Here is an 18,134-nt window from a genome sequence, read left to right as displayed (position 1 = left end):
GGCAGTGGGCCGAGCTAGGCGGCAAGCACAAGAACCCGGATCGCGAACCGCGCCGACGGCGCCGAGCGACCTACAACCGTTATGGCGGGGTGCGGCACCTGTTCGCTGCCCTGGACCTGTCCAAGGACAAGCTCTACGGCCACATCAAACCGGTCAAGCGGCGCACCCAGTTCCTGGAATTCTGCCGCTACCTGCGCAGCCTCTACCCGGCCGACATCAGGATCGCGATCGTGGCCGACAACTTCTCCCCGCACCTGACCACGAAAAGGTGCCGGCGGGTCGGTACCTGGGCTGACGCGAACAACGTCGAGATCGCCTACACACCGACCAACAGCTCCTGGCTCAACCGCATCGAGGCCCAGTTCACGGCCCTGCGCTACTTCACGCTCGACGGCACGGACCACGCCGACCACAAGACGCAGGGCAGCATGATCCGCCGCTACATCATCTGGCGAAACCGCCATGCCGAGGACCAACGCCTACAAGCCCTCGTCAACAGGGCAAACGTTGCCTGATGCGGCACTAGTGCCTGCGGCCACGCTGGCGCTCTGGGAGCATTGGGCCCCCATCGCCTACCCGACGAGTGGAGCGGGGGAAGAGAACCAGGCCGTGGGGGAGGAGCCGGAACTGGCCCACCCAGCGGAATTCGGCGCGTTCACACTTTTTCGTCGTCGCGTAGGAGGGCGCACGGCGGTTGCTCGCAAAGGCGTGGTGGTCGCCGAGCTCCTGGACCCCGACGAGGCGCACTGGCTCCAGGAGAAGGCCCGCAATGTCCGCCAAGGCTTCATGGATCCGAAGCAGAAGGCGGCGTTCGAGGAGTTCCTTGCCCGGCAGCCATCCCTCGATGAGCAGTGACGCGCCGACTCATGCCTCGTGGCTTTGTGATTGATTTTCTGGCCCTGGTCCGGTTCGTGTGGTGACGCTCGGTCACGCCAACGGGACACGTTTGCGGGGGAGTTGGGAACCCCGCGCGGCCGAACATCTGGCGCTTGAGCATCTTGATGCGGTGGACGTGGCCTTCCACGACACCGGAGTTCCAGGGCAGGGTCAGGTCGGCGACGGCGTCAAGGTCGCGTTCGAGGTGTTGGGCGACTGCGGCTACGTCCACGACAAGTACCGCCGCCTGCGGATCCGCTGGGAGATCCGCGACGACATCCACGAAGCATTCCTCATCCTGGGATGCGCGCTCATCTGCTGGCGACGCGTGAAATCGCCGCGACAGGTGTTCCCAGGTCGACCTGGATCCGTCAGGAGGGCAACCTGTTGACGCACATCGCAGTCAGTGATCCGCAGCCCGCTGCGGTCGGGAGAGCCATGAAGATGCTGTCCTTGGGAGTGCGCTTGACCGTGTCAGCGGGCGACCTCGACCGGGCTCACCCCTCCCGCCGTTCCAAGAGCGAACCGCTCCGATCCTGGCATGATCTCGTTGCGATTATGCGATACAGGTGTCCAGAGCGACTGGGGGGTTGTCGTGAGCGGCAGATCGAAGGATTCAGTACGACGGCGCAGACGCGTCGGCATGGTGTGGCTGGTCGTCTCCGCCGTGCTGGTGGGCGTGGTCGCGACGTTGGGCGCCATGGCCGGAAACACCGAGCGGGTCACCATGATGTGGGTCGGCGCCGAAATCAACAAGGACGGCAGCGCCCGTATCACCGAGGTGATCGACTACGACTTGGGAGTCGGCATCGAGGCACGGCACGGCATCTACCGTGACGTCCCCGGTCTCGGCTACGAGGACGAGGCCAAGCCCCGGGTCACCATGGATGGTGACCTGGTGCCATACGAGGTCACCATCCCCGACAACAGGGACCTGTGGGACAAGGATGTCCGGAGCTTCCGCGTGGGCGACCCGCACGACACGGTCACCGGCGTCCACCGCTACTACGTCCAGTACACGCTCCAGAACCTCGCCCCCGGCGGCAAGCTCGCCTGGGACGCGATCGGCACTGGCTGGAACGTCGACATCGACAACGTTCAGGTCCACGTTGTGGCCCCGTACGACCTCGCCGACGCGCGCTGCGTACACGGCACCGAGGGTTCCCAGCAGCGCTGCGCGCTCTCAAAGCCCGGGCCGGGCCTCCTCTTCGTCGACCCCGGCAAGCTCGACGCGGGCAAGGGTGCCACGCTGTACGCGACCCGCACCGGCGGCACACTCACCGACAGGGCGGCCGTGCCCGTACCGCCCTTGGGTCCGGCGACCGGCAACGACGTGCGCGTCGGCACGCCGGTGCCCGGCCTGCTGGCCACCGCGATCGTCCTGCTCTCCGCGCTGGTGACGACGCTGGTGATGCGCCTCATGGGACGCGACCGGGTCACGGCGGGCGGCGGGGACGGCAGGGAGAAACGTGTCGACATCCAGAAGCTCAAGCGATCCCTGACCCCGGTCTCGGCCCCTCCGACCGAACTCACGCCGGCGCAGGGCGGCATTCTGCTCGCCGAATCCGTCCTTCCCCGGCACCAGGTGGCATGGCTGATGAGCACCGCCCTCGACGGCCACCTCGACATCGACGACAACCAGCACCATCCGACGCTGACCCGACGTACACCTGCGGACGGTGGAGAAGTCGACCCGACGGTCAAGGAAGTATTCGACCGTATGTTTCCCGGCCGTGACAGTGTGACTCTGGGTGCGTACGACCCGTGGTTCAGGACGGGCTGGGTCGCTCTCCAGGGGCACTTGGATGCCTGGCGGCGCACTTCCGGACTGTGGGATCCGGCCGGCGTCGACCGCCGCTTCTGGGCGCAGATGGGCGGGGGCATCGTCGCCGTGTTGGGCGTGATCGCCGTTGTCGTTGGCAGCGTACTGAGCGACAACAAGGTGGGCCCTGCCTGGTGGGTGGTCCTGGTGTCCGGCGCTGTCGCTGCGGGTGGCGGCCTGGCAGGTGCGATCCGCGGCTGGGAGTTGGAGGTCCGCTCCGCCCGCGGTACGGCCCTGTGGAGTCAGGTGGAGTCGTTCCGGCGCTACCTGTCCGACCCCGCTCCGCTTCCGGTGGACGAGGTCGCGGATGCCGGGAGGCTGGACCTGTACACCGCGTGGGCAGTGGCCCTCGGCGTGAACGATCTCTGGTCGCAGGCGATGACCGACTCGACGGCCACTGCGACCGCCGCCCGCTCCGCCCGCCGCGCGCAACACATGTCCCTGTTCGGCCCGGCCGTCGCCGTGGCCCTGGTCACCTCGGCGGCGGCATCGGCGGCGTCCCCCTCCTCCGGCAATGCCAGCTCCGGAGGCAGTGGGGTCGGCGGCGGGGAGGGAGGCGGTGGCGGCGGCTCCTGGTGAGCGCCGGACCGCTACCCCCGCCGTGTGCACGGCCGCGTGATCCAAATCGGCCGCGAGGCGTTACGGTGCCTGCCCGCCCGCCGTGGGATCACCTTCCAGCGCACCAAGACGTGGAAGGAGTCGCCCGACCCCGACACCAAGCTCGACCGCATCGAGGAGGTCCTGGAGCGGTTCCCGGACCGGGTGTTCGCGTTCGACGAGTTCGGCCCACTCGGCATCCGGCCCACCGCCGGGTCGTGCTGGGCCTCCGCCGGTCACCCCGAGCGGCACGCCGCGACCTACCACCGCACTCACGGGGTGCGCTACTTCCACGGCCGCTACTGCATCGGCGACGACACCCTGTGGGGCGTCAACCGCCGCAAGAAGGGCACCGCGAACACCCTCGCCGTGCTGAAGTCGATCCGGGCCGCCCGCCCGGACGGCGCCCCGATCTACGTCATCCTGGACAATCTCTCCGCCGACAAAGGCGATACCATCCGGCGCTGGGCGAAGAAGAAGCGGGTCGAGCTGTGCTTCACCCCGACCTACGCCTCTTGGGCCAACCCGATCGAGGCCCACCTTCGGACTGCTGCGGCAGTTCACCGTCGCCAACTCCAACCACCGCAACCACACCACACAGACCAGGGCCCTGCACGCCTACCTGCGGTGGCGAAACGCCAATGCCCGCCACCGCGACGTCCTGGCTGCCGAACGCAAAGAACGCGCCCGCGTCCGAAGGGCATCCGCTGGGGCGGACGCCTGCTTACGACGGCGGCCTGACCAATAACGGTCCGGGCGGTCAGACCATCAGCGCTGCGTGCAGCGCACTGAATGTCTCACGGAGTTCTTCTGTGGCGATCGGATCGATCTCCATCTGCAAATGACACACGTCGTCGTCGCCGTTGGGAGTCAGGCGCACGAAAAAGGCGAAACCGTCCCCGGCTGGCTCCGCCTTCAGCGTCAGCGGGTTGTTCCGACCGGGAGTCACCGCTGCCGAAAAGCGCACACCCGACGGCGCGCGCAGGCGAGAGAGCATCCGCGCCACGAAGTCCATGATCTCCGCAGCGCTGAGATCCGCAGTGAAGTCAGCTGTCAGCCAGCAACACCAATCCGCCGTGATCTGCCAGCTGTCCGCACTGGTCCGAGCCAGCTCCAGCCACACATCATCGTTGCCGAGGCGTATCCGCGGCTGTTCCATCTCGCCCTCCGACATCCGTGCCTGGGCTCAAGATCCTATTGGGCAGATCTCCGTCGTCGCACGCCATCCACCCTCCAGTAACCCGGCGAACCTTCCCGGTCAGAGCACTAGGCATGCCCTTCTGGCTCGCTCTTCTCGATTCCTGATGGACCCGGCCACGCTCGGCGTTCGCGCGTCCCTGTCACGGTCAACGCTCCGCGCAGCAGCCGGGGCGGGGCGCTAGCCGGCCGGACATTCCGGTGCGAGTCGACGACGCGTGCTTTCTCCGTCGGAAGACATGAGCGGTCCGGTGCGGGAGCCTGACCGAGACAGAGGGATGGATGTACCCGGCCCGAAAACCGATCCCGTCGCCCTGGTGGTCAGGGATGCCGCAGACGGTGGGGACTGGATCGCGCACCCGCGACGTCGGTGTGCACCGCCTTGAGCCGCGACGCCGATGCCCGTGACCAGCCACGGGCCTCGCGGGCGGTGAGGACCTGACGCGCCGACAGTCGCTGCCCGCCGCTCCTGGCGCTCGATGTCAAACGGGCGCAATAGCAGTGGTTCCCCTGAACGCGATCAGAGTCCTTCGCGCTTGCCTGGTCAGAGGGTTGTGAGCTGCTGTCGGTTTGCTGAGCTGAAGTGAGTGGTGGTGTGTGGGAGTGAGTCCTGTCGGTGGGTTTGTGGGGGTGGGAACGGGGGTTCTGTGGTCGAATGGGTGACCTTGGTGGCTGTTGCTCGTTGGGCTGGATGGCGGGTGGCTGGCCTTGCGGGCGGGGGTGACGCGGTGGGTGGTGTGCGGGAGCTGGCCGCGCCCTTCGTGGTGCCCGGGCCGTCCGGCGTGGCGGTCCGGGACCGGCTCAAGCACCTCACCTCCCAGGACGAGAGGGTGCTGCGTGCGGTCGGTGAGCATCAGGGCCGTCTGGCTTCCCGTGATCTCAAGGCCCGCTGTGCGGACGGTCTGGAGCACAGCGCGGACACCTGGGCGTCGCGCAAGCGGGACCTGACGAAGGAGTCGTCGTCCAGGATCGCCGGGGCCATCACCAAGGCCACCCATGATCAGTGGGCGCTGGCGCGCCGTTGCCAGGCGGCACACATCCAGACGCTGGAGGCCGGGATCAGGACGCTGCGACACCGCCTGTCCCTCCCGGTCGGTGAACCCGGAACGAAGCGGGCCGCGGGAGGCTACCGCTCCCGGAGTGAGTGGTTCCGCAAGTCCCGCCGCCTGGCTGCACTGGAGGCGCGGCATGCGGCCGTTGTCGCCGACCGGCAGGCCGGACGCGTGCGGGTCGTACGGGGCGGCAGACGTCTGCTCAACACCCGCCACCACCTGGCCGAGGCCGGGCTCACCGAGGACCAGTGGCGGCAACGGTGGGAGGCGGAGCGCTGGTTCATCGCGGCCGACGGTGAGTCGGGGAAGCGGTTCGGGAACGAGACGATCCGCGTCACCCCGGACGGCGAGGTCAGCATCAGACTGCCTGCCCCGCTCGCGCACCTGGCCAACGCCGGGCACGGCCGGTACGTCCTCGCCTCCCGGATCGCGTTCGCGCACCGGGGTGCGGAGTGGGCCGACCGCATCGCCGCGAACCGGGCCGTCGCCTACCGCATCCACCTGAACGTGGACCGCGGCCGCTGGTACCTCACCGCATCCTGGCAACGCCCCGTCGTGAAGACCATGACGCTGTCCGCCGCCCGCGCCCGGGGCATGATCGGTGTCGACACCAACGCCGACCACTTCGCCGCCTACCGGCTCGACCGGCACGGCAACCCCATCGGAGACCCGCACCACTTCCCCTACGACCTGTCCGGAACCGCCGGTCACCGCGACGCACAGCTCCGCCACGCGCTGACCCGCCTGATCCACTGGGCCAGGCAGGCCGGTGTCGCCGCGATCGGCATCGAAGACCTCGACTTCACCACCGAGAAGACCCGGGAGAAGCACGGCCGCAGGAAACGGTTCCGGCAGCTGATCTCCGGTATTCCGACCGGGAAACTGAAGGCCCGGCTGGTGTCGATGGCCGCCGAACACGGCCTTGCGATCGTCGCGGTCGACCCCGCCTACACCTCCCTGTGGGGTGCCCAGCACTGGCAGAAACCACTGGCCACCCCCCGTCGCACCATGTCCCGTCACGATGCCGCCGGCATCGCGATCGGACGACGCGCCCTCGGGCACCCGGTCCGGCGTCGGACGGCACCGCCCCCGCACGACCGGAGCGATCGTGCGGGGCATCGGACCGCCCAGGCCGAACCAGGCACCCGGGGGCGTGAGGGAACCCGCCCACCCGCAACGGACCGGCCCCCCGCAGGGCCGTCACCGAACGGGACGCGAACGCGGGAACCCAGCGCATCCAACACCGCTCGGGATGCGCCCGGTACGCAACAGTGGGTCCAGGACTCACTCACGCACACTGGCTAGGAACGGTCTGTCGCTTTCGGGAGGCGTAGGAGCGGGATTTGTTGCGGTTGCCGCACACCTTCATTGAGCACCAGCGGCGGCTGCGGTTCTTCGACACGTCCCAGAACGCCCATGCGCAGGTGTGTTCCGCGCAGCGTTTGAGCCGGGCCGCGTCGCCGGTGGTTACCAGTTCGTTCCAGGCGATCGCCAGGGTGGCCAGGGGCTCACGTTCCGGGGGCAGTCCTGAGGCGGTGGTGAGTGGGCCGTGTGCTGTGATCAGCACGGGGTGTGCGGCGAGCACCCGGTCGGCTGCGGCGAGCAGTTGCGGGTCGGGGGTGTCGCCGACGTGCGCGCCCAGTACCTCCCGGAGCCCCGCACGCAGGGTGAGGTAGTCCGCGTGGACGTCGGCTGTGATCTGGTCCGGGTTGTCGAGCAGGCCGCGTCCCTTGAGCCAGGCGGACAGGCCGGCGGGGGTGGCGATCTCGTCGCTCGCTTCCTCCACGTCGACCGTGTTGACGAAGGCCTCCACCAGGACGGCCGAGGCCGGCGGCTCCAGCATGCGTGTCACCTCTTCCACATCGCAGCCATTCTACCGTCTAAACGTTTTACCGGTTGCGCAGTGGAGGTGGTGTGCGGCAGGGTTCTCTCACCGGCTAACACGTTAGACGGTGAGAGGCTGAGTTGCTGAGACGAACAGGGGACGGCCATGACCACAACAGCGCCCGAGCAAATGAACTCCGGCAGGACCACGCGCACGGCGACGGAGAGGAAGCGTCCGTTATTGGGCCCCGGGCGCCACAACACCGCTGTCCTGGTCGGTTTCACCGCCGTGACCAATCTTGCCGACGGCGTCATGAAGATGGCGCTCCCGCTGCTGGCCGCCCAGCTCACCGGCTCGCCCGCAAAGGTCACCGCCGTCTCGCTGACCCTCACGCTGCCCTGGCTGCTCGTCGCTCTGCACATCGGTGTCCTCGTCGACCGCTTCGACCGCCGCCGACTGCTCTGGGCCGCGAACGCAATGCGTCTGGCCGCGATGGCCTGGCTCACCTTTTCCGCTCTGGCGGGTGGCGTCACGCTCGCGGAGCTCTTCTCCGCCGGGGTGGTCCTCGGTGTCGCCGATGTGGTGGCCTCGACCTCGGCCTCCGCCCTGGTCCCGGCCGCAGTGCCACCCGCCGGGCGGGAACGCGCCAACGCCTGGATGGTGGGCGCCGAGACCGTGGGACAGGAATTCGCCGGGCCCTTCATCGGAGGACTGCTGCTGGCCGCGGGAACCGGCCTCGCACTGGGCCTGATCGGCGTCTCCTACGCCGCCGCCGCCCTCGCTCTGCTCCTGCTCGTGGGCCGCTTCCGCCCCGCCGGGCCCGCCCCGGACGCGGCTCCCGCATCGGTCAACAGCCGCATCGCCGAGGGCGTGCGCTTCCTGTGGCACGACCGGCTGCTGCGTACCCTGTCACTGATCGTCGCCGTACTCTCCGCCGTCTGGGGCGCCTGGCTCGTACTCATGCCGCTCTACGCCCAGCAGACCATGGGCCTCGGATCCAGGGAGTACGGCATCCTCCTCAGCGCCCTCGGCATCGGCGGCCTGGCCGGCGCACTGACCGTGACCTGGGTGAACCGGATCCTCGGCGCGCGCCGGGCAATGTTCGCCGACCTGATCGGCACCACAACGATGGTGGCACTGCCCGCCCTGACCACCAGCCTCTGGGCGGTGGCAGCCGGTGCCTTCCTCGGCGGCATGGGCGGCACACTCTGGTCGGTCAACGCACGCACCCTCACCCAGCACAGAGTGCCGGACGAGATGCTCGGCCGGTATGGTGCGGCGACCCGCGTCTTCAACTTCGGTGCCATGCCTCTGGGCACAGCCCTGGCCGGCCTGCTGGCCGAACTTGGCGGCATGCGCCTCGCGTTCGGGATCTTCGCGGCAGCCACGGCGGTCACGCCGGTGCTGTTCGTCAGGAACGTTCCCCGCACCCCGGCAGCCACCCGCTAGGCCCTGTCCGATGGGTCGAGTGACCTGGACATCGCCACGGCGGCCACCTGTTTCGGGGTTCTGCTCGGCAGGCTCAGGGGTAGAGGCCGGCTCGGAAGGTGAACGAGACGAGTTGCGCTCGATCACGTGCGCCGACCTTCGTCATGGCCCGCACCGCATGCGTCTTCACGGTGAACGGCGACACGGACATCTGGGCCGCGATCTCGTGGTTGCCGAGACCGCTCGCGACGAGAACGACCACGTCCCGCTCCCTGGGTGTCAGAGCATCGAAGCGTCGCAGCAGTTCCTGGTCGATCACCGGGGGCGGATTGTCGGTCATGTGACCGATGAGCGCGGCCGTCGCGGCGGCCGACAGGGCACCGCCACCGCCAACGACCTCGGTGATTCCGGCGACGAGTTCAGCGGGGCTCACGGTCTTGCTCAGGAAACCGTTGGCGCCCGCGCGAAGGGCGGCGAGAACGATGTGGTCCTGGTCAAAAGTGGTGAGCACGATCACCCGCATCTTTTCGGGTGGGTGCTCTTTGCGGATCCGGCGGGTGGCTTCGACACCGTCGATGCCGGGCATCCGGATGTCCATCAGGACCAGGTCGACGGGGTGGTCCCTGAGGAAGGGGACGACCTGGAGTCCATCGGAGAGATCACCCGCAACAACGAGACTTGGGTCGAGCCGGAGCATCGCTTTGATGCCGGCTCTTATCTCGTCCTGGTCGTCGACGATCAGAATCCGCGTGATCATACGACGGCTCCCAGGGGGCTGAACTCCGCATGGACCCGGAATCGCCCGTCATCACTGTCGATCGTCAGCCGCCCGCTGGAGGACTCGACGCGTTCGCGCATCCCCACGAGTCCGAGTCCGCTGCCCGAGTCGGAGCCGCGCAGTGAGTGACCGACGCGGTTCTCCACGGTGACGCAGATCCTGCCGTCGCGCTCGCGCACATCCACCGTTGCCGCCCCCTCTCCATGCCGGTAGGCATTCGTGAGTGCTTCCTGAACGACCCGGTAGACCGTCACGCCGACGCTGGGCTCCACGAAACCGGCGGGGATGTCGATGGCGGGCCGGACGTCGAGGCCGATGCTTTCGAAAGAGGCGATAAGGCCTTCCAGGCCGCTCAGCGCCGGGGTCGGCCGGAGCGCCTCGTCGTCGGAGATATCGTCTCCGAGGCGGAGGAGCGCGAGGATCCGTTGCGTTTCGACGACGACGGTGCGGGCGCTGGACCTGGCTGAGACGAGGGCTTGCCGGGAGGACTCGGCGTCTTCGGGCAGCCCGATCTCCGCGGCACCGAGATGCATACTCAGCATCGCGACCTGGTGGCCGATGACGTCGTGGAGGTCCCGGGCGATGCGGAGTCGTTCCTCGGTCACTCGTCGGGTGGCTTCGATTTCGCGGGTGGCGATGGCGCTTTCGGCCCGTTCGTCCAGGGTGCGCCAGTGCTCTCGATGGATGCGCAGCGCGGCCCCTGTCGCACCTCCTGCGATGGCTGAGAAGAGTGCGGCGGCTCCCACGATCGCGCCGCCACGGAATCCTCCCAGCGTCATGAACGCCCCCAGGAAGAACGCCGCCACGATGCCGGTTCCGGCCAGCGGCTGCTTCCCCCTGAGGTTGAGCGAGAACAGCACGAGCACTGCCATCATCCACACCGACAGGGGGTCGTGGCCCACCGCTGTGACGGCGAAGGACGTCGCGCTCGCCACGACCAGTCCTGCCCACGGCCTCCACCATGAGAGGGCGACACCGCCACCGGCGAGGAGCACGGAGAGGGCCGTCGGCCAATCCGACCCTCGCAGGATCACTGCCACGATCTGGCCGGTGAACACCAGCGCGGCCACCGAATAGGCGGCGAGGTGCAGCGCCTCGGGGCGGCGGACCCACAGCGGTGCCACGGGCCCGTCCTGATTGTTCTGCGCCTTGACCATGGGCTGATTCTCGCCCACGTGTGCCGCGGCCGTGTACTTCGAATGATGTAGACGGCGAGCCCGGTCCGGGCGATGGGGACGGCAGAACTCATTCGATTCGAAGTGGATGGCAGAACTACTTCGTTCGAAGTACACGGCCCCTCCCGAGGCCGCTGAGACTCCTCATCGAGGCGACCGTCTCACACCATCACGATCACAAAACGGGACACCCGATGACTCAGACCACCGTGACTTCGAGCACGACCACGACCACGACGACGCCCTCCGGGCTCCGATCGCTCTACCTGATCCGAGTCGCCTTCTCCCTGATCTGGGTGGCACTCGTCGTCACGACCTCCGCCTCGCTCATGTCGACGGACAGGCCCACGGTGATCGCGGCCGTGCTGCTCGTCATCTACCCCCTGTGGGACGTCATCGCCACGCTCCTCGAGCGTCGCATGGCCGGCACCGGCTCCACGGACCGCGTCGGTACCACCAACGTGGCTCTCGGCCTCGCCACCGCCGCCGGGATGATCATCGCCGTCTTCTCCACCATCGGGACGGCCCTGTTCGTGTTCGGCATCTGGGCCCTCCTTTCCGGAGCGATCCAGCTCGTCGTGGCGATCCGGCGCCGACGCACCGTCGGTGCCCAGTGGCCCATGGTCATCAGCGGTGGACTGTCCGTCCTCGCCGGTGCCTCCTTCGCTGCCATGTCCGCCTCGGCGACGGGCAGCCTGTCCACCGTCGCCGGATACTCAGCCTTCGGTGCCTTCTGGTTCCTTGTCTCCGTCATCGCCCTGAGTATCCGCAGCCGACGCGAAAAGCGTTGACCACCGCCGTCGGAGCCACCGCCTCTCTCGGAGGCGCGGCATCTTCACCAGAAGTACGACCACCTGAGGAGAGACATGACCATCGACATTCAGCTGTACAACGGAATCACGATGCCCGCCAGAGCCCACCCGACGAAACCACCGCCGCAGTCGCGGCCGCGCTTCACACCGACAACCGGCAGATCGATACCGCGGGTGCGTACTTCAACGAGAAGCCGGTCGGCGAAGGGCTACGCCGCTCCGGCCCTGACCGCAGCGAAGTGTTCATCGAGACCACGTTCTGGGTGCCCGACTTCGGCAGAAGACCCTCCAGGCGTTTGACAAGAGCGCCCGCAAACCCGGCGTCGAGCAGATCGACCTGCTGATCCTGAACCGGCCCGCGCCGGACCGCTTCGAGAAGACCATCGCCGCGTACCAGGCTCTCAAGGCGGTGATCAGCGGTCGTGCGCGATCAGGGATCGGGTGTCCGGGGCGCTGGTCCTGCGGTTGTGCCAGGTCGCCGCAGTCATCGTTGGGATGCGCTGGGCGACCCGGATGGCGACGCCCTCGAAGGTCCGGCCGCCGTGTTGTTCCAGGTCGAGCCGGCCTTTGAGGGAGTCGTTGACAGATTCGATGAGCTGGCGGACCTTCTTGAGCATGGGTTCGCCATAGCGGTCCTTCTCCCGCTTGCGGGACGGCCGCAGTAGCTCGATGCCCTGCCCGGCGAGGTCCTGCTCGAACACCTTGCCTGCGAAGCCCTTGTCCGAGATGAGCAGGATGCCCTCGCGTTCGGCGACCAGGCCGGCGTCCGTCTCCAGCATCGAGGCCAGGACTTCGCGTTCGCCGATCTTCGGGTTGGCGCCCACACGAGGGCATACCGGTCAGGTGCTTGCGGGCGAAGCGCAGCCAGCGCGCCTCGGAGCGGTGGCCGAGCAGGGCTTGCGGCACGGCAAGGCAGACGAGCCCAGAGCCGGTCGGTAGCGGCGGCCGTCCCATCCGCCGGGTCCCTCCGATCTCGTCGTCGATCTTCACGTACAGCGCGGTCAAGAGGGTGTTCAGGTCTTGCGTCACAACATGATCTTGAGCGCCCTCTCTTCAAGCTCGCGCACCGGCCCCGACAGCGGACTCATTCGTCCAGGGGACAGTCCGGACCGCGCGCCGGCGGGGGCGTTCACCCGCCGCATCCCGCAGAGCGCCCAGGCGCAGATGAAGTACCTGGTCAAGCAGTTCAAGGGCACCAAGGCCGCCGCCCAGGCGCTCGGGATCTCCCAGCGCACGGTGGAGCGGTACGTCTCGGGCAAGCTCAAGCGGCTCCGCCAGGAGCTGCGCGGCCGCCTGGAGCGCGAGGTCAAGAAGCGGTGGCAGCCGCAGATCCGCGCGAAGGCGAGGAAGAAGGCGGCGCCCACGGACGGGCTGGTCGTCTCCACCCGCGCCCGCTTCGGATTCACCGCCGCCGCGGGCACGACCGACGACGCCCGCATCCGCGACATCACCCAGGCCCTGCCGCCCCGGTGGGCCGACCGACTGTTCACCGCCCACGAGCAGGGCGCCAACGAGCAGCAGCTCCAGCAGATCGCGGCCGACGGTCTCGTGCAGATGTACTTCCGCGCGAACAACTCCCGGGCCACGACCTCGGGATGGAGTTCACCGACGTGGAGCGGCTCGACATCGAGCTGTGATCACCCGCCCGTGACAAGGGGCCCGAACCGCGCGTGCGACTGAGCACTTCACTCGGCGGATGAGTGCTTGACTTGGCGGAGGCTGGGCGTCCGAGGCGGTGGGGAAAAGTCGGACGTGCAGGCGGTAAGCGACACACCCGACCCGGCCGCCCCGAATACGATCACCTGCGTGACTGACGGGATAGTGGGAGCGATCACCGGTCTGTTCCGGGGACGCAGGCGCAAGGATGAACTCGCCCAGGTCGATGCGGAGATCACCGCGTTCGGGGAGGCGCTCGCCGGGCATTCCTTCGAACCAGGCGACCACAAGGACGTTCCCGCTCTCCTCGCTGACTACCAGCGGGTGCTTGACGCGTACGAGCAGGCCAAGCAGAACTTCGTCGGCGATCGGAACCTCCGGGACGCCGCCGATGTGCTGCGCACCCTCGACGAGGGGCGTCATGCGCTGGCCTGTGTGGACGCCGCAATCGAAGGACGGCCACGCCCGCAGCGGCGTCCGCTGTGCTTCTTCGACCGTTCCTAGCCAGTGTGCGTGAGTGAGTCCTGGACCCACTGCTGCGTACTGGGCGCATCCCGACTCGAGCGGTGAGTCACAGCACGGAAGGCGTCACAAAGGCAGGTTGTTGTCACTCGGGGTCGTTGACCGGCGTGTGCGGGGTGCCGGACCGAGGCGTCTGTGTGGTCAGGCGGTCTGCCGGAGTGCGTTGACCAGTACGCGTGGGTCGTCGGCGTGGAAGCGGATGGTGTGGGCCTCTTCCATTACGCCGAGCGGGCGGGTGAAGGGGAGCGGCCGATTCAGCTCCAGGGTCACGGAAGTCTGGCTGCCCACGATCAGGTCGAGGACCCCGTCCTCGGAAAGGGTGATCAAGCGGCCTTCGGGGTAACGCCGGTCGACCCGGACCGAGGCGACCGCGTCCGGCGGCACGGCGAGGTCGAAGAGGGCTCCGTAGCGGATCCGCAGAGAGCCGTCGGGGTGCACGACGTGCGGCCGAGTGACGCAGGCGGCGTGCAGGGCCAATACGAGGACGACGCCGTACAGGTCGAGTACCAGGATCACCCGGTGGACCGCCGGCCAAGGGATGAGAAAGGCCAGGCCCATCGTCTCGATGACCAACACGAAGAGCAGCCCGTACATCATCGCGGTCTGGGGCCCGGTGTACGCGGCAGTGAGATCCCCGGGGCGCACCCCGTGCGTGCCGCGTCGGACCCACCGCCCCAGGGAGGCGAGGGCGCGCAGCTCGTGGAGGACCAGGCGGCGGACCTTCATCGGCACTGCCTCCCGTATGGCGGCCCGCCACGCTGTCCTGCGGTCCGCGCCGCGGGCGCGCGCGGCAACGTACAGCGAGCGCAGCATGCAAGCCTCCAGCAGCAGCGCCGCGAGCACCAGCGCCTCGGCACCCACCAGCGCCCACCCGGGCAGCCGGACCCCGGCCACCAGGCAGACCACCAGGGCCAGTTCCCCCGGCAGCACGGCAACCACCGTGACCCGTGCCACCTGTACGCCCCGGGGTCCGCCACTCATCCCCGGCCCCTCTCCATGAACGCGTCCATGAGTCGGCCCACTACTTTCGCCTGCGCGGGGGCGTACTCGGCGAGCAGCGCCTGTTGGCATCCTGGCGGGCCAGGTCGGCGTCGAGCTCCTCCAATACCTGGGCCGGCTCGCGTCCGGCATCGTCGGCGAGGGCGTCGCGCACTTCATCGAGGATGAGGCCGAGGTCGGTGAGCCGACGCACCCTGGCGAGCAGGACGGCGTCGCGGACGCTGTAGGCCCGGTAGCCGTTGGGACGCCGCTTCGGTTCCGGGAGCAGTCCGACGTGGTGGTAGTGCCGGATCGCCCGGGGTTGAGCCCGACGAGCGCGGCGATCTCTCCGATTCGCATGCCTTCAGTAGAAACCTTGCCGTTGCGTCAAGGTCAAGCTCTGTGTCGTCGGGCGCAGAACGACTCAAGCAAGGCTGCACATGGGAGTTGTCGGTACAACTACGGGTGCCGCGAGTTGTTGAACACCTTTGGCGGACGCTGGAAGCGGGCTCCGGCCCGGCGTGTCGACGTCCGGGTGCCGTTGTCCCAGAACGGATCGGTTGATGGACAGGTACCGTCCCGGCTCTGTGGCTGGCCGGGCTCGGGGAGCTTGCGGTCCTGCGCGCGTGAGAGCCCTTGGGTGGTACCGGGGTGTACTCCAGGGTTCGAAGCCCTGAGCCGTCCGTCAGGTGGTGCCGGGCGATCGCCCCAACCCCGTCCTGGTCGGGGGTACTCCATGAACTCCCTCGTGAGCGCTGCCCACCACGCACACGAGAGGGGCTCCCGCAGCCATGGGAACTGGCCGCGGGAGCCCTTTGCCGCGAGTGGTGCCAGGGACCTTAGCCTGTCCCAACGCCCCGTCAGTCGTCGTACCACCACTTGCTGCCGTCGGGACCAGTCCTGTTACCGTTGGTGGCGCACTGTGTGTAGCCGTCAACGTTCACACACACGCGCATCCACTTGTACTTGTGGTAGGCGAAATATGTCCGGTCCCGGTAGTACGGCCCGCATTGGGTCCAGGACTTTCCCTGGTTAACAGAGATGTCGACCCACACCTTGTCCCCGGACTGGTAACCGGAAGCGATGTTGCCCTGGCTGTAGTCGAAGGCCGGCTCTGTGCGCAGTTGGAAGACACGGCCACGGAAGGACGTAAGGCCGTTGTTGTAGGCGGGAGTACCCGCACCCTTGTGAGTGACTGTCGGATCTATCGATACGGTGGTGTACCCACAAGACTCCGCGGCTGAGGCTGACCCCCCGGTGCCCACGGTCACTGCGCTGGAAACTATGAGAAGTGCTGCTGCCCCGATGGCGGTCCGTTTCATCCATCCACTCCCAGGTTCGCGTCTGCTCCGGTTCATGTGATTGGGCGTTGGTGGTTCTGTAGTACATATACCAAACCGTTCCGTTGAGTTGGTGAGATCAGGCGAGGCGGGACAGCAGCGGGTCGGCGCACTGGCGACGTAGTTGATCGCTCTCCGCGGCACGCCCGGCCGCGAGGGTGCCGGCGTGAGGAGAGGCCCGTGGCCGGGAGTGGCTGCAGGCCTCCGTCGGGCCGGGGTCGGCGTCGGGTCCTGCTCAGGATCACGTCCCAAGGTGACCGGCCCCGCCTCCCTCGTCGAAGCCCTCCTCGACGACACGGACCTTGAGGCAGTACGGCCGCCCTGGGCCACCTCACCCAGATCACCACCGCGTACCCATGCCATATGCGACGCGGCGACACCGAACCGAGCACCGAAGTTGTCTCTGCGGGCCATCTGTCGTGCTCAGTCACACGAATTGTGACTGAGTGCTGAAGTTGGCCATTGAGCGTTCTGGTTGGCCAGACGGGCGCTCAGGGTGGTCAGTTTGGCCGGCGGCAGCTCGGTCGCCTCCGCTGTCACTGGCTCCGCGTACGGTCTGCGCATGGTTGATCAGAGACCCCCGTTGTCTTCGGTAAACGACTTTGCGACCTGGGAGCCCGTGCTGAGGCTCATGCTGGCCGGCGGCACGGAGAGGAACGCCGCCCGGTCCGTCCATGTGGCGGGACGCATCAGTCAGTTCGGCTGGAGTCTGGCCCTGCCGAGACGCATGTCGTCGACGGAACGGATCGCGGTGGAGGACATACAGAGGGCGCTTTCCCGCGGCGGATTCACGGAGATCGCGTTCAGGGCGGAGGTCCAACCGGACGGGAGGGCCACGCTCGGCCTGGTCTGGCCCAGCCCGGTCGTGGAAGCCGCCGTCGGCTACCCGGACCTGGGGGTGCTCGTCTTGGTCGACGGTTCTCTCGCCGAGCCCTGGCGCCGCATTCCCGAATCGGGCCTCGGGGCCGCTTCGGCCCCTTCGGCGGACCTGGAGTTGCTGGAGCGGACGCTGCGCGAGCGGTTGCCCGACGCCATCGGCGCGACGGAGGACGAGATCGCCGCCGTCGAAGCGCGCCTGGGTATCGTGCTGTCCGACGAGCTCAAGGTGCTCTACGGGGTGACGCGGGCACGGTGGGAGGACTGGGGCGAGGACTACGAGGCGGCGGATCGCGTCAGTTCGGCGGTGGGTTGTGAGCTCTTCGGCTTGGACGACCTGTACAGCATCGACGCGGAGGTCCGTCACCCCGGCTGGAAGCACGCATCGATGGAGGCAGGCAGCACTCCGTCCGACGCCAGAGTACAGAGCCTGGCCGGCTCGACCGGCTGGATCGCCTTCGGAACCAACGGCGGCGACGAGTTCGCGGTCGACCTGACTCCCGGTCCGGCCGGACATACTGGGCAGGTCATCCTGGTCGACCACGAACAGAGCATCGGCGCCGAACTCATCGCCAGCTCCCTCACCGACTTCGTCCTGGACCGGATGAGAGCGGAAGGTGGCAACCGCCGCCAGGATCAGCTGCCGGTCGTAGCCCGAGTTGGCAACGACGGCCTGCAGACCATCCAGGCCGCCGCCCACCCCGCCGTGGAAGTCCTGTCCATCGGTGCCTGTGACGGCGCGCCGTTCAGCCTTGCCCCAGTCACCGGACTGCCCCGCCTGCGTACTCTCACCGCCTTCCCCGGCACGCTGGTCGATCCCCTGGAGGTTGCTGGACTCGCCGAACTGGAGTTCCTGGAACTCGGTATACAGGAATGGCGCGCCCTCCTGGACGCCGGAGCCGTCCCGAGCACCCTGAAGGCCGCAGCCATCAAGGTGCCCGATCAGAACCACCTGCCCGTCGTGGCCGTCGCCAACGAGATCCTGGCTCTCTGGGACCGGCCCCAGATCGTTCAGACGCTCCTCGAAGGAAACCTCGGCCCCGCGGTATGACCGGCAGGCCACCACGGGGCGAGGCTTTCCATGTCCCGTTGGAAGCTGAGCGCTGTGGTTGGCCCGCCCGGCCAACTACAGTGCTCGGCCACGCGAATCCCCTCTGCCGGAGACCTCATCGGTAAGACCGACTGAAACCCGAAGGCATT

Annotated in this window: 14 protein-coding genes and 5 pseudogenes; 11 read left to right on the top strand and 8 right to left on the bottom strand. The window is 68.0% G+C overall.

Annotation, left to right across the window (positions count from 1 at the left end; genetic code table 11):
• The 5 genes and pseudogenes from ACFU8W_RS39975 to ACFU8W_RS39955 form a co-directional block, all read left to right on the top strand.
• The coding region (locus ACFU8W_RS39975; protein WP_384048599.1) for a transposase at nt 1-515 on the top strand (515 nt) is incomplete at its 5' end.
• A 1-nt stretch (nt 516) separates the two neighbouring features.
• A pseudogene (locus ACFU8W_RS39970) lies at nt 517-855 on the top strand (hypothetical protein); the annotation flags it as partial.
• A gap of 61 nt (nt 856-916) precedes the next feature.
• Entirely contained in the window at nt 917-1,267 is a 351-nt protein-coding gene (locus ACFU8W_RS39965) for a hypothetical protein (protein WP_384048608.1), read from the top strand.
• 204 nt (nt 1,268-1,471) lie between these two features.
• Nucleotides 1,472-3,277 carry a DUF2207 domain-containing protein gene (locus ACFU8W_RS39960; protein WP_384048596.1) on the top strand — a complete coding sequence of 602 codons (1,806 nt, stop codon included), beginning with the start codon at nt 1,472-1,474 and terminating at the stop codon, nt 3,275-3,277.
• Between the two features lie 12 nt (nt 3,278-3,289).
• Nucleotides 3,290-4,036 (top strand): annotated as a pseudogene (locus ACFU8W_RS39955) (transposase); the annotation flags it as partial.
• A 19-nt stretch (nt 4,037-4,055) separates the two neighbouring features.
• Here ACFU8W_RS39955 and ACFU8W_RS39950 read toward each other — a convergent pair.
• Entirely contained in the window at nt 4,056-4,454 is a 399-nt protein-coding gene (locus ACFU8W_RS39950; RefSeq protein ID WP_384048593.1) for a hypothetical protein, read from the bottom strand.
• 766 nt (nt 4,455-5,220) lie between these two features.
• Between ACFU8W_RS39950 and ACFU8W_RS39945 the strand changes: the two genes are divergently transcribed.
• Nucleotides 5,221-6,849 carry an IS200/IS605 family accessory protein TnpB-related protein gene (locus ACFU8W_RS39945; protein WP_384048605.1) on the top strand — a complete coding sequence of 543 codons (1,629 nt, stop codon included), beginning with the start codon at nt 5,221-5,223 and terminating at the stop codon, nt 6,847-6,849.
• Here the strand turns inward: ACFU8W_RS39945 and ACFU8W_RS39940 are convergent.
• Complete coding sequence (locus ACFU8W_RS39940) at nt 6,833-7,387, bottom strand: CGNR zinc finger domain-containing protein (RefSeq protein WP_384048590.1); 555 nt, start codon at nt 7,385-7,387, stop codon at nt 6,833-6,835. The genes ACFU8W_RS39945 and ACFU8W_RS39940 overlap by 17 nt on opposite strands.
• A 171-nt stretch (nt 7,388-7,558) precedes the next feature.
• Between ACFU8W_RS39940 and ACFU8W_RS39935 the strand changes: the two genes are divergently transcribed.
• Nucleotides 7,559-8,818 carry an MFS transporter gene (locus ACFU8W_RS39935; RefSeq protein WP_384048602.1) on the top strand — a complete coding sequence of 420 codons (1,260 nt, stop codon included), beginning with the start codon at nt 7,559-7,561 and terminating at the stop codon, nt 8,816-8,818.
• A 73-nt stretch (nt 8,819-8,891) separates the two neighbouring features.
• Here ACFU8W_RS39935 and ACFU8W_RS39930 read toward each other — a convergent pair whose 3' ends face one another.
• Both ACFU8W_RS39930 and ACFU8W_RS39925 read right to left on the bottom strand, forming a co-directional pair.
• Entirely contained in the window at nt 8,892-9,554 is a 663-nt protein-coding gene (locus ACFU8W_RS39930; protein ID WP_384048586.1) for a response regulator, read from the bottom strand.
• Entirely contained in the window at nt 9,551-10,732 is a 1,182-nt protein-coding gene (locus ACFU8W_RS39925) for a sensor histidine kinase (protein WP_384048583.1), read from the bottom strand. The genes ACFU8W_RS39930 and ACFU8W_RS39925 overlap by 4 nt, the downstream gene beginning before the upstream one ends.
• A 212-nt stretch (nt 10,733-10,944) precedes the next feature.
• Between ACFU8W_RS39925 and ACFU8W_RS39920 the strand changes: the two genes are divergently transcribed.
• Nucleotides 10,945-11,541 carry a DUF308 domain-containing protein gene (locus tag ACFU8W_RS39920; protein ID WP_384048581.1) on the top strand — a complete coding sequence of 199 codons (597 nt, stop codon included), beginning with the start codon at nt 10,945-10,947 and terminating at the stop codon, nt 11,539-11,541.
• 434 nt (nt 11,542-11,975) lie between these two features.
• Here the strand turns inward: ACFU8W_RS39920 and ACFU8W_RS39915 are convergent.
• Nucleotides 11,976-12,591, bottom strand: a pseudogene (locus tag ACFU8W_RS39915) (hypothetical protein).
• Between the two features lie 57 nt (nt 12,592-12,648).
• On the opposite strand from ACFU8W_RS39915, the pseudogene tpg reads away from it, so the two are divergent.
• Nucleotides 12,649-13,199, top strand: a pseudogene (gene tpg / locus ACFU8W_RS39910) (telomere-protecting terminal protein Tpg).
• Between the two features lie 169 nt (nt 13,200-13,368).
• Nucleotides 13,369-13,722 (top strand): hypothetical protein, encoded by a 354-nt coding sequence (locus ACFU8W_RS39905; protein ID WP_384048578.1) that lies wholly within the window; start codon nt 13,369-13,371, stop codon nt 13,720-13,722.
• Nucleotides 13,723-13,881: 159 nt separating this feature from the next.
• On the opposite strand, the gene ACFU8W_RS39900 is transcribed toward ACFU8W_RS39905, so the two are convergent.
• The 3 genes and pseudogenes from ACFU8W_RS39900 to ACFU8W_RS39890 all read right to left on the bottom strand — a co-directional run bounded on the left by ACFU8W_RS39900 (nt 13,882) and on the right by ACFU8W_RS39890 (nt 16,040).
• Nucleotides 13,882-14,721 carry a hypothetical protein gene (locus tag ACFU8W_RS39900; RefSeq protein ID WP_384048575.1) on the bottom strand — a complete coding sequence of 280 codons (840 nt, stop codon included), beginning with the start codon at nt 14,719-14,721 and terminating at the stop codon, nt 13,882-13,884.
• Nucleotides 14,722-14,806: 85 nt separating this feature from the next.
• Nucleotides 14,807-15,078: pseudogene (locus ACFU8W_RS39895) on the bottom strand (MerR family transcriptional regulator); the annotation flags it as partial.
• Between the two features lie 500 nt (nt 15,079-15,578).
• Nucleotides 15,579-16,040 (bottom strand): hypothetical protein, encoded by a 462-nt coding sequence (locus ACFU8W_RS39890; protein ID WP_384048571.1) that lies wholly within the window; start codon nt 16,038-16,040, stop codon nt 15,579-15,581.
• 580 nt (nt 16,041-16,620) lie between these two features.
• Here ACFU8W_RS39890 and ACFU8W_RS39885 point away from each other — a divergent pair.
• Nucleotides 16,621-17,985, top strand: coding sequence for an SMI1/KNR4 family protein (locus tag ACFU8W_RS39885; protein ID WP_384048568.1), 1,365 nt, complete (start codon nt 16,621-16,623; stop codon nt 17,983-17,985).
• Nucleotides 17,986-18,134: the final 149 nt, after the last annotated feature.

Source organism: Streptomyces sp. NPDC057565 (assembly GCF_042801455.1).
In the GTDB taxonomy this organism is placed as follows: Bacteria; Actinomycetota; Actinomycetes; order Streptomycetales; family Streptomycetaceae; genus Streptomyces; species Streptomyces yanii.
This window is presented reverse-complemented; position numbering and strand designations above follow the sequence as displayed.